At 37.9% G+C, this 15,566-nt stretch carries 13 protein-coding genes and 2 pseudogenes; 8 read left to right on the plus strand and 7 right to left on the minus strand.

Annotated elements, in window-relative coordinates:
• Nucleotides 1-316: 316 nt before the first annotated feature.
• From TY21_RS03770 to TY21_RS11430, 4 genes and pseudogenes are all read left to right on the plus strand, one after another.
• Nucleotides 317-1,891, plus strand: a complete 1,575-nt coding sequence (locus tag TY21_RS03770) for a gamma-glutamyl-gamma-aminobutyrate hydrolase family protein (RefSeq protein WP_052354515.1) — start codon at nucleotides 317-319, stop codon at nucleotides 1,889-1,891.
• Between the two features lie 296 nt (nucleotides 1,892-2,187).
• Nucleotides 2,188-2,415: pseudogene (locus TY21_RS11820) on the plus strand (transposase); the annotation flags it as partial.
• A complete protein-coding gene (locus TY21_RS11635; protein ID WP_158623016.1) occupies nucleotides 2,351-2,485 on the plus strand; it encodes a hypothetical protein in 135 nt (44 codons plus the stop codon). The pseudogene TY21_RS11820 and the gene TY21_RS11635, both read left to right, overlap by 65 nt.
• A pseudogene (locus TY21_RS11430) lies at nucleotides 2,475-2,582 on the plus strand (IS5/IS1182 family transposase); the annotation flags it as partial. The gene TY21_RS11635 and the pseudogene TY21_RS11430, both read left to right, overlap by 11 nt.
• 424 nt (nucleotides 2,583-3,006) lie before the next feature.
• Here TY21_RS11430 and TY21_RS03785 read toward each other — a convergent pair.
• Nucleotides 3,007-4,422: a DUF4116 domain-containing protein gene (locus tag TY21_RS03785; RefSeq protein WP_052354514.1), complete on the minus strand. Its 1,416-nt coding sequence runs from the start codon at nucleotides 4,420-4,422 to the stop codon at nucleotides 3,007-3,009.
• Nucleotides 4,423-4,597: 175 nt separating this feature from the next.
• On the opposite strand from TY21_RS03785, the gene TY21_RS03790 reads away from it, so the two are divergent.
• Nucleotides 4,598-4,894, plus strand: a complete 297-nt coding sequence (locus tag TY21_RS03790) for a transposase (RefSeq protein ID WP_052354513.1) — start codon at nucleotides 4,598-4,600, stop codon at nucleotides 4,892-4,894.
• A 59-nt stretch (nucleotides 4,895-4,953) separates the two neighbouring features.
• Nucleotides 4,954-5,496, plus strand: a complete 543-nt coding sequence (locus tag TY21_RS03795) for a transposase (RefSeq protein WP_079979901.1) — start codon at nucleotides 4,954-4,956, stop codon at nucleotides 5,494-5,496.
• Between the two features lie 190 nt (nucleotides 5,497-5,686).
• Here TY21_RS03795 and TY21_RS03800 read toward each other — a convergent pair whose 3' ends face one another.
• Nucleotides 5,687-6,214, minus strand: a complete 528-nt coding sequence (locus tag TY21_RS03800) for an NADH-quinone oxidoreductase subunit C (RefSeq protein WP_042240853.1) — start codon at nucleotides 6,212-6,214, stop codon at nucleotides 5,687-5,689.
• A 1,389-nt stretch (nucleotides 6,215-7,603) separates the two neighbouring features.
• Between TY21_RS03800 and TY21_RS03805 the strand changes: the two genes are divergently transcribed.
• Nucleotides 7,604-8,080, plus strand: coding sequence for a hypothetical protein (locus tag TY21_RS03805; protein ID WP_042240851.1), 477 nt, complete (start codon nucleotides 7,604-7,606; stop codon nucleotides 8,078-8,080).
• 62 nt (nucleotides 8,081-8,142) lie between these two features.
• On the opposite strand, the gene TY21_RS03810 is transcribed toward TY21_RS03805, so the two are convergent.
• From TY21_RS03810 to rnr, 5 genes are all read right to left on the minus strand, one after another.
• The gene (locus TY21_RS03810) at nucleotides 8,143-8,571 is read right to left on the minus strand and encodes a DNA polymerase III subunit chi (RefSeq protein WP_042240849.1); all 429 of its coding nucleotides are present in this window, start codon (nucleotides 8,569-8,571) and stop codon (nucleotides 8,143-8,145) included.
• Nucleotides 8,558-9,217 carry a DUF502 domain-containing protein gene (locus tag TY21_RS03815; RefSeq protein ID WP_042240845.1) on the minus strand — a complete coding sequence of 220 codons (660 nt, stop codon included), beginning with the start codon at nucleotides 9,215-9,217 and terminating at the stop codon, nucleotides 8,558-8,560. Before TY21_RS03815 ends, TY21_RS03810 begins: the two co-directional genes overlap by 14 nt.
• Nucleotides 9,214-9,885 (minus strand): DUF502 domain-containing protein, encoded by a 672-nt coding sequence (locus TY21_RS03820; protein ID WP_042240841.1) that lies wholly within the window; start codon nucleotides 9,883-9,885, stop codon nucleotides 9,214-9,216. Before TY21_RS03820 ends, TY21_RS03815 begins: the two co-directional genes overlap by 4 nt.
• 111 nt (nucleotides 9,886-9,996) lie before the next feature.
• The gene (locus tag TY21_RS03825) at nucleotides 9,997-10,581 is read right to left on the minus strand and encodes a DNA-3-methyladenine glycosylase (protein WP_042240837.1); all 585 of its coding nucleotides are present in this window, start codon (nucleotides 10,579-10,581) and stop codon (nucleotides 9,997-9,999) included.
• Nucleotides 10,581-12,893, minus strand: coding sequence for a ribonuclease R (gene rnr, locus TY21_RS03830; protein ID WP_042240835.1), 2,313 nt, complete (start codon nucleotides 12,891-12,893; stop codon nucleotides 10,581-10,583). The genes TY21_RS03825 and rnr overlap by 1 nt, the downstream gene beginning before the upstream one ends.
• A 56-nt stretch (nucleotides 12,894-12,949) precedes the next feature.
• Between rnr and leuS the strand changes: the two genes are divergently transcribed.
• A complete protein-coding gene (gene leuS / locus TY21_RS03835; protein ID WP_042240833.1) occupies nucleotides 12,950-15,466 on the plus strand; it encodes a leucine--tRNA ligase in 2,517 nt (838 codons plus the stop codon).
• Nucleotides 15,467-15,566: the final 100 nt, after the last annotated feature.

Genomic DNA, 15,566 nt, shown 5'->3' on the forward strand with positions numbered 1-15,566 from the left:
TAAGAAATCATCAAAAGCAACTCTATAAATTGTTAACTGGCTTACTATTATAAAAATTTTGAGGGAGGAAGAGAAAATATCCTAAAAGTAAGCGTTCATGGGTGCATTAAATGGCTGAGGCTGAGGGAATGATAGGAATCTAAAAGCGCAGCAAATAGAAATAATAGCTATTTCCTCCTGCTTTTGGTTTTGCCGATGCCTGTATAATTGCACCTAAAGCTCGGTATCTTTCGTGAACGTTTGAGCTCTAAGAAGGATGAAGAGCACTCGTTAATGATATTTTTAAATATTACCGCTTGGCTAACGGGGAGATAAAATGAGCAATAAAATAAAGTGTGTTAATAAAGGCCAATATTTACAGATCTTAAGAGAAATAAAAGAGAGAAGAAAAGATGATGCGACCTGTTCAATCAAATTTACGGATTATTTAAGAAAAGGGAATTATTCTTTAGAAGTAGTCTCTCTGGATTTAAAAGAGATTGGAATGACTGTAAATCCTATAGAAGGAATGGGATTAAAACCTTATTGGGGCACTGATATCTTAACGCACGTAGATTTTAACAATATTACCTTCAAGAATTGTAACTTTAAATACATAAATTTAACAGATTCTTTATTTAAAGACTGTTGCTTCATAAATTGCAATCTCAATCATGCTGCGTGGCTTAAAATCAAAATGATAAACACATCTTTTGATGGTTGTGCAATGAGTGAGGTGGGTTTAGCTGGTAGTAGCTTAAACAACATAAAATTTAGTAATTGTGATTTAAAATATGTAGATTTCTATGGAAGCAATCTTAAATCGGTAGATTTCATTTCTTCTATCTTGACCGGTAGCAATTTCCTAGAAGTTGAAATTGACGAGAGTCGTAGCAGTAATTTTATAGATTGCGAGCTAACGGACTGTTTACTATTTGATGCTAAACACAAGTTTAATAGGATGGGAGGAAAAGGATATGCGGTTACTAAACCTACCATTCTCATTCCGTGGAATTTTTGTCAGCCTGGGTTGACCGCTACTAAAGTAAACTTAGCCATAAAAGAGGTAGAGGGTATCCCTGTAAAGTATAATTACTTGATGGACAATATTAATCTTCTCCTCTTAGACCAGCAGGTAAAAAATCAAATTAGATTAATCCAGAAAAATTCCTCTTTCTGTACAAGCATCCCAGAACAAATTATGAAAGGGATAAGGGATGATCAATTAAAGCAATTAGAAAATTCTGAAATATACAAGCTCTATTCTATAGCTGTTAAGCTTTCTTCTTATGTCGATGCTATCATTTTACCTGGAGGAGCTGATCTGGAACCAGAATTTTATGGAGATAAAAAAGACCCTCACACCCATACTGATTCTGATTATAGAAGAAGCTTATTAGAGTTTGCATTGATCCAACAAGCCATAATAAAAGGTATTCCATTAATGGGCATTTGTAGAGGCTCGCACGTAGGCAATGTTTTTTATGGAGGCACCTTGAAACAACATGTTGAAGGGCAAGTAAGCCGCCAAACATACCATATTGAAGAAGTTGCTGTGGGTCATTCTCGCGGCCTATTAAGAGAAGTAGCCAATGGCAAATTTAGTAGTATTTCTGCCCATCACCAAGCTTTGGATAGGATCGGCGATCACTTAGAAGAAATCATTGTTTATTCAAGCGAAAAAGAAGAAATCCCTAAAGCTTTGGAGAGTGATAGGGGAGGAAGCCCTAAAATTTTTCTTCAATTTCATCCTGAGTATTTCGTTGATGCTGAAGTAAAAACAGGAGCTACTGCTAATGTAAAAATATCTAAAGAAAACAAAAAAATATTTAAAGCTTTCTTAGAAACTGTAAAACTAATCAAGAAGAGAAAAAAGAGGGTGAAAAGTATTAAGGAAATTGTAAAGGAGTAGTTGATGATAAAATAGACTTATGTCCAGATTAGCATTATCTTTTAAGGCTTGCATAGATATATAAAAAAATCAGGGATTCGATAGAAATGTTTTTATTTATATTCTAATCCGACTCATGTGCGAGAGGCGTTGTTGCGTAAATGCTAAGAAGTGTAGGCGATAAGATTGCCCTTTAACACATAAGAGCTATAAAATTTAGTTTGCTTAAACAAAAATATAGGCAGGCTATGGAAAAAAAGCTTAACTACCGCATACGTAACTGATCCGATTATAACAAAGCTTTAAAACAAAGAGGAAGCATAACTTTATGGTTTTCGGATGAAACCATTAAAGGATGGAGGGAAAATAAAAGCACGGGGAAGAAGGGCCGTCCAAGAATTTACTCTGCTGGCGCTATCCTATGCGTGTTGATGATTAGCGCGGTTTATCATTTACCCCTCCTAAGCCTTGCGAGGGTTTGTGTCATCGCTGATCACTTTGCTGGTTTTGGGATTGCCTGTTCCTGGCTATACCCGCATCTGTAGACGCGCTAAAGAGCTTGGACAAGAGCTTAAAAATTTAAGCCGTAAGCGTCCAACAGGACATAGTCTTTGATTCCTCGGGGGTAAAGGTCTATGGCGAAGAAGAGTGGAAAGTGCGCCAGCATGGCAAAGCCAAGCGGAGGACTTGGAGAAAGATTCACTTAAGCGTTTGCCCAGACTCGCATGAAATTATTTTTAAGTGAATTAACGTCGAGTAATCAAGCCGATGATTTAATAGCGAGCCATATGATCTCTGAGCTATCAAAGAGTGTGCAAACTGCTTATGGAGATGGCGCTTATGATAGTCAAGCTTTCTATTTTATATTGGGGTATAGATCTTTTAACACCTCCAAGAAGAGGAGGAAGGTTAAAAAAAACTGAATGAAAGAAAGAAATAATGCCTTAAATGTAAGCATCTTAAACGCGCGAGCTATTAGATCATTTATGCAATAAGGTACCTCCTTCTCAAAAGAAAAAGATGCATCAAAGCTTATATAGCATTAGTCAAACTTTTTTCATTTTTAATTTAAACTCGTCCTGCCTTAAAGGACATAAGCTTTTAAAAAATGTTGCTATAAATTTGTTTGTTTTTGCCTAATCCCTAGGTGTTAAATCCTTTTGAAGCTTTTGGCTAACATACCTAAGTGCCCGGCTGTCTTGATTAATAGCAGCAAGAACGACCTCTCTATCGTTCCGCAGCTCTTCGCTAGCATACTCAAGCGCCAAACCGTATCGCTGAACAGCCGCAAGGACGATTTCCTTGTCGTTCCGCAGCTCTTCGCTAGCATGTTCAAGCGCTAAGCCTTTTTGCTGAACAACCGCAAGAACGAATTCCTTGTCATTCCGCAGCTTTCCGCCAGCATACTTAAGCGCCAAACCACTTTGCTGAACGGCCGCAAGAACGAATTCCTTGTCATTCCGCAGCTCTTCGCTAGCATACCAAAGCGCCAAAAAGTTTTGCTGGATAGCCGCAAGAACGAATTCCTTGTCATTCCGCAGCTCTTCGCTAGCATATTTAAGCGTCCAACCCCATTGCTTAACAGCCGCAAGGACGACTTGCTTATCATTCTGAAGCTCTTCGCTAGCATGCCGAAGCGCCCAGCTATTTTTCTGAACTGCCGCAAGGACGACTTGCTTATCATTCCGAAGCTCTTCGCTAGCGTGCCGAAGCGCCCAGCTATTTTTCTGAACTGCTGCAAGGACGAATTCCTTGTCATTCCGCAGCTCTTCACTAGCATACTTAAGCGTCCAACCCCATTGCTTAACAGCCGCAAGGACGACTTGCTTATCATTCCGCAGCTTTAGACTAGCATGTTGAAGGGCTAAGCCATCATACTGAACAGCCGTAAGAACGAATTCTTTGTCATTCCGAAGCTCTTCGCTAGCATGCCGAAGCGCCCAACTATTTTTCTGAAATGCCGCAAGAACGAGTTCCTTGTCATTCCGCAGCTCTTCGCTAGCATGCTCAAGTGCCAAACCGTTTTGCTGAATGGCCGCAAGAACGGTTTTCTTGTCGTTCCGTAGCTCTTTGCCAGCATACTTAAGCGCCCAACCGTATTGCTTAATAGCCGCAAGGACGACTTGCTTATCATTTCGAAGCTTTAGACTAGCATGCTGAAGGGCTAAGCCATCATACTGAACAGCGATAAGAATGGCCTCCTTATCATTTTTAAGCCTGCGGATAGCCTCTTTAAAAGCATTCTTATCATTCTTCTGAATTGCAGTGTGCAGAGCGATTCTATTATTCTCTTTGCTAGCATGAGTAAAATCCCAAATTCCAACGAGTATATTTCCCACCACAGGAATCAGCAAAATTATGCAGCGTTTAAAAGTTTTTTGTTTAAGGTGAGCATAGTAAGGGTTATGAGGCACATTTTCTTTTTGCTTTAAAGGTAAGACAACTATTTTTTGAAAGATATCGACTAAATTAACCACCGTGCTGGCAATAGGAATGTAATCAGCCTTATGATCAATAAATAGGCATGCTTTGGATAAAAAATTTATTGTCATGAGATTATCGTTGTTTATTGGATTATAAAGGATATGGTTTTCTCAAAAAAATTAGAACATATTTCCCTAATTGAGGTGTTGTTGCGTAAATGATAAGAAGGGTATGCGATAAGATTGCTCTTTAACAGCTAGGAGCTATAAAATTAGTTTGCTACAACAAAAATATAGGTAAGCTATGAAAAAAAAGCTCACTTACCGCATACGTAATTGGCCTGAGTATAACAAAGCTTTAGTACAAAGAGGAAGCATAACTTTATGGTTTTCGGATGAAACCATTAAAGGATGGAGGGAAAATAAAAGCACGGGTAAGAAGGGACGCCCAAGAATTTACTCTGCTGAAGCTATCCTATGCGTGTTGATGATTAGAGCTGTTTATCATCTACCCTTCTGCGCTGTACGAGGATTTCTCTTGTCTCTGATTACTTTGCTAGCTTTAGGAGCTGCCTGTTCCTGGCTATACCCGCATCTGTAGACGCGCTAAAGAGCTTGGACAAGAGCTTAAAAATTTAAGCCGTAAGCGTCCAACAGGACATAGTCTTTGATTCCTCGGGGGTAAAGGTCTATGGCGAAGGAGAGTGGAAAGTGCGCCAGCATGGCAAAGTAAAGCGGAGGACTTGGAGAAAGATTCACTTAAGCGTTTGCCCAGACTCGCATGAGATTATTTTGAGTGAATTGACATTGAGCAATAAAGCCGATGATTTAGTAGCGAGCCAAATGATCTCCAAGCTGCCAAAGAGCGTAAAAACCACTTATGGAGATCGTGCTTATGATAGGCAAGCTTACTACCAATCATCTTATATTCAGGGTATAAATCCTTTAGTGCCTCCACGAAGAGGAGGAAGGCTAAGCCAAGAGACGGACAAACCCTGGATGAAAAAAAGAAATGATGCTTTAAAAATCATTCAAGGTTTTAGAGGAGATGAGGGGCTAGGCAACTCTGGAAGAAGCTCTGCGGCTATCATAGAAGATCGCTTGCCGAAACGGCGATGTACCGCTTTAAAAGAAGCTTTGGAGGAGATTTTCGCTCTAGGAAACTACCCTATCAGCGAGCAGAATTATATGCTAAATCTGTAGCGATGAATAAGATGACAAAGCTTGGAATGCCCAAAGGGCAGTGGGTGCTAGCTTCTAGATAAAGGCTGCGCCTTAAACAGACGAGCTATTAGATCATTTACGCAACAAGGCCTGTGCGAAAAGCAGCTCGTCATTAAGCTGTTATTACCTCTAACTACATAAGCTTTATAGCCTTATTATTTAAAATTTTTCAATCGATAGGAGGATTAGCATGGACACAAGGAATGATTAGTGAAGGGTCCTGATTGCTAAGGAAAGTTTTAAATTTCATACACTCTTCTTGTTGTACGTATCCTTGCGATGAAGAAGGCTTTTCCCACTCCTTGGCTACCAAGATTCCTTTAGGCGTGTAATGCTCTGTAAATCGAACGTTAAATAAATTAAAAAGCTGGCGCTCATACCCTTCAGCCTCTTCCCATATATCTGTTACTGAAGGGAGTAGCATGTCACTTTCGGTATAGCTGATTATTCGCATACGCTCACAATGAATAGGGTTATATAGCCAGTATGCAATTTTTATTTTTTTGTTAGGCAGCAGAGAATGAATGGCTGTAAGATCTATTAAGACCTCGTAACCTACCTGCTTTAAGCATATAAGCGCCTTTTTTATATTTTCTTTGCCTACCTCTACGATTACTTCTCCAAGAAAATAAGTTTTTTTGATAATTCCCCCTCCTAATTGAACTTTTAAATTTTCCAATGTTTCAGAAATGTTCATAAGGCTGCTCTCCTGTTAAAATGGATTTTTTGTCTAGTGGGTGCGCCCCTTTTTCCTTACAGGCCAAGCTTTTCTTAAATAAGACACTTAGATCTGTTGAGTAAATACTATCTTAAAGAAAAAAAAGCTTTGGCTCTAAGCTTAAACCAGGTAAGCCTCTTAAAAACGCTCAACCTTATTATTATACGCTGTTATTCTACTTAAATATTTGTAAATTAATCGATTACTACTTGATCAGCTGAGTTTTTAAGAAGTTCTTGTAAGCTGCAGCAAGCTTTACTAAGGGAAAACTAAAAAGCCTGTAGCGATATGAAAAGCTAAGCCGTCCTGCGGTTGTGCAACAAATGTTTTATCTAGAGGAAAATTTGATCAATGACCATATTGTGGGGGAGCCGTCTCTTTATAAAAAAGCACCTGTTAAAAAAATAAGCTTTAAATTTAGGACTTTTCGGTAAAATATTGAGATGAAAAATTCTTTATAGAAATACCCTTAAACCTTTAGATGCTGTTTAACAGTCAATAAAAAGGGTATGACTCTAAAAACGGCCTAAAAACATCATGCAAACATTAGCCTCACCTGAGGGTTTTCATATCAACAATCCCTGCATCTTGTCAATATTTTCGAATGGAAAGATGACTAGGCATTTTCCGAGAGATAAAATAAAAAGCTAAATAATTTATTAATTACAAAACAATTTTTAATATCTAAGGAAGCTAGATATTTATTGAAAAAAAATCCCATGCAAATAATTATGAGAAGAAAAATAAAGAAGCTATAAAAAAATATTTATCTGCTAAATAATATTTTAATTTTAGAGGAAGAAGCATGATGATTATTTAAAAAAAAATAATATAAGCAGAATTTAAAAAATGAAATAAAAATGCAAAATTATTTATGGCATGATAAAGCAAGCAATTTTTTAGGTTAAAACAATAATTTTTTTAAGCAATATTGGATTTATCCTCTAGGATAAAAGTTTAAAGCGGGATTAAATGGAAGTTTTAAATTTGCTTATTTATATAAATTGGAAACTTCTAAACTCTATTTTTTATCGCTTAGCTAGGGCTACATGTTAACTCCTTATGCTCTAATTTTTTTCTTTATAAATGGTGCTTTATTAATGTCAAAGATCATGTTATCTTTAAAGGGAGAGAATACGGAAATTTAAGAGAATATAGGCATAGGTTAATGTGGTTAATATGCAACGCACTGAATTATATAAGCTCTCTACAAGACCTTTTCCATTTTATCAAAATTAATTTTTAAATTTTTTCACCTCTCTTCATCGGTAAAAGAAAGCGTTTATTAATTTTTGCTTTAATTAATGCATGATTAGTACTTTAATACATTTGCTATTGATGGCTTGATAATTTATTTTGAGGTTTTTTATGCAATATGCATATGTATATAGGCAATCTAGGGCTAATTTTGAAATATTTGGGTATAAATTTCGTTTAAATCTGATAGATACCCTTCAACAAAAGCTTAAAATTGTTGTAGATCGACCGGTAGCGAAGTCGCTTGCAGTAAGAACATTAAAAAATATTGAAAGAGAGTCAAGCATCAAAGCTTTCCTAACCAAACGAGTAGTAGTAATCACAGCGACAAGTGCTGTAGTAGTGAGTGGTTTATTTCTTCCTCATGCTGTGGCTTCCCTCGCTGTGCTTACTTCTGCCTATGTTAGGAGTGTGATAGCTGCTGTAGGGACTATTTTCATCGCTTATGTAATGGCTAATAATAATCTTCCTAAATTATCACAAGCCTATCAAGATCAAGCTAGGCAAGCGCGTTACTTAATGGAAGAAATTAGAAACAAAGAAGATAATGTGGCTTTCATTTTCCCTAATAATGAAAGAATTTCTTAATAAAACTGGGGACTCACGCTTTAGCAAAAATATTCTTTAAATTTATTCTTTTTATCTACCCTCTACTTCAAAGCTGCCGAGTGGACGATAGTAAACTGCTTTGAAGTGTAAATCTGCTGACGGCGTTGCGATTGCGCTAGCTTTTCAGGATGAGTTTGATCATACAGCTCATAAACAACATTAAAGTGCTCTGCAATAGGGCTTACTTCTGCACACAGATTTATCAAAACAAGAGCCTGATTTAAATTTTGAGCCACAGAAGTGATGACCACTTTTTCTGATGAAGGAGTATTTGAAGCTATATGAGGAAGAAAGCTCTCGGGGGAAAATTTCCACAGCAATTCATCGATATAGCGAGTAGCTTGTTCATTAGGAGCGACAACTAAAACGTTATCCCCTACTTCAAAATGATGCTGGATATAATGGCAGATAGATCCTAGTTTTTGCTGGTTAGAGAATACAGGAATGAAGATGATATTAGGTTTTTGCATGATCAGAGCTCCCTGGTATGGAAGGAAGCATAATACCACAAGACACCAAAAGCTTGAAAGCCTCCTCAACTTTCATATCAATTAACCTGACTTTATCTTGGGGAAACATCAGAATAAAACCGAAAGTAGGATTGGGTGTACCGGGTACAAAAACTGCCACTTTATCTTTTAATCTGATCTCGCCGGTCTCTTTTAGGGTATTTGAGGTTAAAAAGCCAATAGATAAAGAGTTTTCATGAGGATAGGGGACAAGCACAACTTGCTTGAAAGATGAACTGGTGGAAGAAAAAAGAGGATGAATAACATCTTGGAGGGACTTATACACCCTATTAATGATAGGAATATGACGAATCAAATTGTCAGTAAAGCTAAGCAGAGAATACATGAAAAATGTACGCGTTAAGAATCCTATAAAAATAATAAATATAACGACCATGATTAAAATAAATAGACGAATAATGAGGAGCAGCCCTAGAGTTTGATCTAAATTCCAGGGATAATCATTAGCAGGGTGATAGTAATGAAAAGCTGCTTTTAGAAGATGAATGAATGGATCGGTCAATAAATTTACTATAAAAGCTACGATAGCTAGTGTAAGGATAACAGGCAAAAGGAGTGCCAATCCCGTTAAAAAGTATTTTTTCATAAGGGTACGCTCGGGGATGCAGATAACATATCTGCAGAGGGTAATAAAGGATTAAAAGAGACAGAAATTACTCCGCAGGAAATAATATATTTAAAAGCTTCTTCCACACTCATATCCAAATAAATCAGTTCATTTTTCCTAAACATCATTAAAAAGCCAGAAGTTGGGTTGGGGGTGCAGGGAACAAAAATAGCCACTAGCTCTTCATCTGAATGGCTGCCTAAACCTACCATATTCTCTCGTGTAATCAAACCTATACAATAAGTGGTAGCATTGGGATAGGGCACCATGACAACTTGCTTAAAAGATTTGCCCTCTGAAATAAATAATGTTTTGATTACATCTTTACAAGTATTGTAGACTGAGCGAATAAAAGGAATGCGTCGTAGAATTTTCTCTGTAAATCGGAGAATATATCTAACTATAAGCCAACGTCCAATCATTCCCACAAAAACAGTAGAGAAAAAGATCAAGGTCACAATAATAACTTGGCTGATTAAATGTTGCAGTTGAGGAGGGGTCTTTTCAAGAAAATGATTTTGCCTAAGAATTTCTTTAGTAATACCTGCAAAAGGGTCAGTGAGTCTATTAAAAACAAAAACTACGATAAAGAGAGTCAAAGTTAAAGGTAAAAGAACGGCAAGACCTGTAATGAAGTATTTTTTCATAAAACTACTATAGCAGAAAAGAATTAATTATTCAAAAGTTGTAAAGATAGGGCCATCTTAAAAATAGGAAAAGAAAGTCAGAAGCTTACAAGTATTAAAATTTTATCCTAATTACATTTCTAACGCATAGATGAAACGCCAGGGGAGTTGAGCATGCTCACCTGCGTAGTCGATGCCTACACGCGGTCCTATGACTAAATTCTTTTTTTCGCAACAAATGTGATGATCTTCTAGCCAGATAAGGGGTCCTGTCAATAGTAAGCCATTATGAATAGTATCAATGCCTAAAGCTTGTGCTAATGTCCCTGGTCCACCCGTAAGGTTAGCTTTATTTTTAGTTTTATTGCGCCGTTTAATCATTTGTTCAACGCCAATAATAGGTTTAATAGCGCGAATCAAAATAGCATGGGGAATTTCAATACTGTTAGTAACAATGTTAAACATGGCGTGAATTCCATAGATGCGATACACGTAAGCATGTCCACCTGCATGATACATCACCTCATTCCGTTTGGTACGACGGCCGCCATACGCATGGGAAGCTCGATCTTCAGGACCCCTGTAAGCTTCCGTTTCAGTAATAATTCCTCCCGTATACACTCCATTGATGCAGGTCATCAATACTTTACCTAATAGCTCTTGGCTAATCTGTAGGACATCGTCTCTTAAATAAAAATCTAAAGGAAGTTTTTCCATTATTTTCTTAACTTTTTCTTGCCTGGGGAAATTTTTGAGCTTTTTCTTTTTGAGGCGGTATATAGAAAATCTTTTAGCCTAGGTTTAGAAACAGGACGAGAAGGTAGGGGTTTCATCATTTTCTTTGATTTTAGTGGATTAGATTTTGCCTCAGGGACAAGTGTCCAGGAGCTTTCTAAGGTAATAAAATCAACCTTTTTGAGCATAATAGTGATTTTGTCTCCTGCTACAAAAGTTTGATGGGTATGACGTCCTTTTAAAGCTAAATTGCCTTCATCATAGACATAGTAATCTCCATTAAGCTCGGATACATGTAAAGAGCTTTCAAGCATTACATCTAGAACCTCAAAGATTATTCCAAAACTTTTTACACGGGTGACAACAGCTTCATACTGTTTGTAGGGCTCTCTTTGCTGGCGAGAATATAGCAAACGCAATTTTTTGAGAGTTTTTACACTAGCTTCTGCTCGAGCACTTTGCCTTTCTTTTTCTGAGCAATTATTGGCTACTATTTCTAAAGCTTCATAGGTTTCTTCTTCTTGGAAAAGCGAGCGATGAATTACTAGGTCAATATAACGGCGTATAGGGCTTGTAAAATGACAATAATGGGTTAGGCCTAAACCAAAGTGACCTATATTGTCAGGCGAATAAATAGCTAAACGCATGCGACGTATATAACTGGTAGCCAGATATTGTCCATAGGAAGAATGCATAGCTTCTTCAAAAAGTTTTTGAATTTCTGCATTGCTAGGCGTATCCGATAAATTATAGCCAAAAGCTCTTGCTAACGCGGCAAATTCTTTCATGCTTTCTTCAGCAGGCTCATCGTGAACACGATAGGTCAGATTTTTACCTAGCGAGGTCAAATGCCTGGCAACTGTTTCATTGGCTTTCAGCATAAACTCTTCAACCAATTGATGAGTGATATCGTAGGTAATATAATCTGTACCCTGAGGAACCCCTTTTTCATCCACTAAAATGATCAGTTCAGGCAAAGCAAACTCAATACTTCCTCTTTCAAAGCGTTTTTTCTTCAATAAGTTGCATAATTCTACCATAAGATGGAGAGTAGGAGCATGAGGAGAGAGCTTTTTACCTTCTAAAATTTGCTTAGCTTCTTTGTAGGTAAAACGTTTCTTGCTTTTGATCACACTCCGGGTAATACGATAATCGATTTCGTTTCCACTACGATCAAAAGTAATTAAAACAGAAACGGTAAGCCTGTTTACTTGAGGCTTAAGGCTGCATAAATTATCAGATAAAACAGAGGGAAGCATAGGAAGGCAGGTTCCAGGAAAATAAGTAGAGTTGCAACGCATAGCAGCCTCTTTATCTAAAGCGGTCCCAGGCGTTACGTAATAAGATACATCTGCAATATGCACTCCTAGATGATAATGCCCTTGTTGATCTTTGGAAAGATGGATGGCATCGTCAAAATCTTTAGCTGTATCCGGGTCAATGGTAAAGCATTCAATCTCACGAAAATCCTCTCTTCCTAGAAGATCTTTTGTGGCCACTCGTGTCCCTATCCTTTCAGCCTCGTCAATAGCTTGCTCAGAAAAATTAGAATGTAAGCCAAATTCTTCGATTGCTGCTTTAACGTCACAGGAAGGATCGGAGATATGCCCGAGGTAGTGAGAATATTTACAGCATGTTTCTGTATCTTTACTGCCCCAATCTGTGACCTGCATAACTATTCTGTCGCCTTCTTGAAGTTTCCTTTCTTTTGAAGGCTCAACAATCACCCTTTGAGAAAGGCCCAGCAAAGGAACATAGGCTAGAATTTCGCCATAGCGATCTACTTTTCTTATTATCCCGGCTACATGAGTGCGTGCTCGTTCTAGAATGGCCACTACTTTACCTTCCGGTCCCTTTTCTTTAAAAGGGGGAGGCTCCACACACACTTCAACTATATCCCCCTCTACCGCATTTTGAATTGAATGCTTGGGAATAAAAATGTCCTCTGAATAAATAGAGGGATTTTCAACTTTTAGAAATCCAAATCCTCTTGGATGGACACTTAAAATGCCTTTAACAATTTCGGCTGACGAGCTTTTCAAAGCATAACGCTTATGCTCCAGGCTAGCTAAGCCTGACTGATGTAAATGAGTGAGGACTCTACCGAAAATTTCGCGGTACTGCTCGGGCAGGTGCAAGCGTTCAAAAAGCTCGGATTCACTCATCGCTAAGTACCCTTTACCACCCATAAATTCTTGGGTAACTTTCAGCAAATTTTCATACAGGCGATCTTCTTTACTTTTTTGGATGGAGCCGAGCTCCTTTTTTTTTGACTTTTTGTTGTTCTTTCGCATAAAGTTCTAACGGTTCTTTCTCATAAATTTATATGTATACTACTTTGGATAAAAGAATGAAATATGATCATAAAAAAATTGAAGCAAAATGGCAAAAATTTTGGTCTGATAATAAAATTTTTAAAGCAGAAATTGATCCCTCAAAGCCTAAGTATTATATTTTGGACATGTTTCCTTACCCCTCGGGAGCAGGTTTACATGTAGGACATCTTATAGGATACACAGCTACAGATATTTTGGCACGTTATAAAAGGCAAAAGGGATTTAATGTATTACATCCTATGGGGTGGGATAGTTTTGGATTGCCTGCAGAACAATATGCTATCCGTACTGGCACACATCCAGCCGAAACCACAAAAAATAATGTGCTTAATTTTAAGCGTCAGCTTTCACGTGTAGGTTATTCCTACGATTGGGATCGGGAGATTTCTACTAGCGATCCTTCTTATTTCAAATGGACGCAATGGATTTTCACACTTTTATATAAAAGAGGATTAGCTTACGAAGCAGAAATGATGGTGAACTATTGCCCTGTCTTAGGAACAGTGTTAGCCAATGAAGAGATTGAAAATGGTTTTAGCAAGGAAGGGGGACATCCTGTTGAACGCAGGCCTTTACGCCAATGGATACTAAAAATCACTGCCTATGCTGAGCGCTTAATTAAAGACTTAGAATTAGTAGATTGGCCAGAAAGTTTAAAAAAATTACAAATTAATTGGATTGGAAAAAGTGAGGGAGCTTCTATAAGCTTTCCGATAAAAAATAGCGATTGTTGCCTAGAAGTTTATACTACTCGTCCTGATACACTTTTTGGTGTAACTTATCTGGTTTTAGCTCCTGAGCATCCTTTAGTTGCACAGATTACTTCAAAAACCCAACACGCTTACATAGCAGAGTATCAAAAAACAGCGGCTTCTAAAACAGATTTGGAAAGAACAGATCTAAATAAGAATAAAAGTGGCGTTTTTACAGGCGCTTATGCCATTAACCCTGCCAATGGCAAAGACATTCCCCTCTGGATTTCGGATTATGTGATCCCGGGATATGGTACCGGCGCTATTATGTCTGTTCCTGCCCATGACGAGCGCGATTTTGAGTTTGCTAAAAAATTTGATCTTCCACTGGTATATGTCTACAACGGTCATCCAGAAGATTCGATGGTCTATCAAGCTGTAACGGAGGAGAGCGTATGTATCCAGAGTGAAAATGAGGAAATTTCCTTAAATGGGTTAAAGCAAGCTGAGGCCACAAAAAAGATCATTGAGTGGCTAGAAAGAAAAGGGATAGGTAAAAGTACGGTTACTTATAAATTGCGCGATTGGTTATTTTCGCGCCAAAGGTACTGGGGGGAACCTTTCCCTATTTTGCATTTTGAAGACGGTACGAAACGCGTTCTTGAAATAGACGAACTTCCTTTAATGTTGCCAGCCGTGTCTAACTATAAACCCTTAGGCGATGGCCAAAGCCCCTTGGGTAAAGTAGAAGAGTGGATAAATATCTTTGATAGTAGAACGGGTAAGAAGGCTCGACGAGAGACAAATACGATGCCTAATTGGGCAGGATCTTGCTGGTATTATCTGCGATTTTGTGATCCTCATAATGATCAACAAGCCTGGAGCCAAGAAGCAGAAAAATATTGGGGCCCTGTGGATATGTATGTGGGAGGAGTAGAGCATGCTGTCTTGCATCTTTTGTATGCTCGCTTTTGGCACAAAGTGCTTTTCGATTGCGGATATGTCAGCTTTTGTGAACCTTTTAAGACTTTACGCAATCAAGGTTTAATGGTAGCACGTTCCTACCAAGATAGCTTAGGAGCCTATGTGTCACCTGAAGAGGTGATTGAAAGAGAAGGCCATTACTTTCATCGGCAATCAGGAGAAGAGCTTAAAAGCCAGATTGATAAGATGTCTAAATCTAAGCTTAATGGTGTCTCGCCTGATGAAGTGATTGAAGAATATGGTACCGATGCGTTGCGGTTATACGAAATGTTTTTAGGGCCCTTAGATAAAGAGAAAGTATGGAGTTCAGAAGCGGTGAGTGGTTGCCGACGTTTTCTTGTTCGTTTCTATGAAATGGCTACCTCAGATAAGCTAACGTACGAAGATTCTGAAGAAGCTTTTAAATTAGGCCATCGCCTAATTTATGGAGTAGAAAAAGATATTGAAGCTTTGCAATTCAATACCGCTATTGCTAAAATGATGGAATTTATAAATGACTTTACAAAACTGCCTTTATATCCTCGTTCAGTCGTTAAGATGGCTACACAAGCTTTAATGCCTTTTGCTCCCCATCTTGCCGAGGAAATTTGGGAGTTACTAGATTGTAAGGAAGCATTATCCTTTGCCGCATTTCCCCAAATTGATGAAAATTTTTTAGTCGATTCGCATGTTACTTACATCGTCCAGATCAACGGTAAGCTTAGGGCTAGATTAACGTTACCTATTGATTTATCCCAAGAAGCCATCCTTAACGCCGCAGAAAAAAACCCTTTGGTTACTAAACATTTAGAAGGCCAAATGGTAAAAAAAGTTATTTTTGTGCCTAATAAATTATTAAACATTGTGATAGGTTGAAAATTTAAAGGAGGTCTATTTGATATTTATTTTAAATAGATGACCTTTATAAAGGTAAGTTTTTTTGCATGTTTAACAGCTACCTTTCATGGATAGGTAA

This window comes from Neochlamydia sp. S13 (assembly GCF_000648235.2).
Classification (GTDB): Bacteria; Chlamydiota; Chlamydiia; order Chlamydiales; family Parachlamydiaceae; genus Neochlamydia.

Excerpts from the sequence above, each read along its gene's own strand:
- TY21_RS03785 (WP_052354514.1), bottom strand. The coding sequence starts at position 4,422 with ATGACAATAAATTTTTTATCCAAAGCATGCCTATTTATTGATCATAAG.
- TY21_RS03825 (WP_042240837.1), bottom strand. The coding sequence starts at position 10,581 with ATGGAAAAACTTCCTTTAGATTTTTATTTAAGAGACGATGTCCTACAG.
- rnr (WP_042240835.1), bottom strand. The coding sequence starts at position 12,893 with ATGCGAAAGAACAACAAAAAGTCAAAAAAAAAGGAGCTCGGCTCCATC.
- TY21_RS03815 (WP_042240845.1), bottom strand. The coding sequence starts at position 9,217 with ATGAAAAAATACTTTTTAACGGGATTGGCACTCCTTTTGCCTGTTATC.
- leuS (WP_042240833.1), top strand. The coding sequence starts at position 12,950 with ATGAAATATGATCATAAAAAAATTGAAGCAAAATGGCAAAAATTTTGG.
- TY21_RS03770 (WP_052354515.1), top strand. The coding sequence starts at position 317 with ATGAGCAATAAAATAAAGTGTGTTAATAAAGGCCAATATTTACAGATC.
- TY21_RS03820 (WP_042240841.1), bottom strand. The coding sequence starts at position 9,885 with ATGAAAAAATACTTCATTACAGGTCTTGCCGTTCTTTTACCTTTAACT.
- TY21_RS03800 (WP_042240853.1), bottom strand. The coding sequence starts at position 6,214 with ATGAACATTTCTGAAACATTGGAAAATTTAAAAGTTCAATTAGGAGGG.
- TY21_RS03810 (WP_042240849.1), bottom strand. The coding sequence starts at position 8,571 with ATGCAAAAACCTAATATCATCTTCATTCCTGTATTCTCTAACCAGCAA.
- TY21_RS03790 (WP_052354513.1), top strand. The coding sequence starts at position 4,598 with ATGAAAAAAAAGCTCACTTACCGCATACGTAATTGGCCTGAGTATAAC.
- TY21_RS03805 (WP_042240851.1), top strand. The coding sequence starts at position 7,604 with ATGCAATATGCATATGTATATAGGCAATCTAGGGCTAATTTTGAAATA.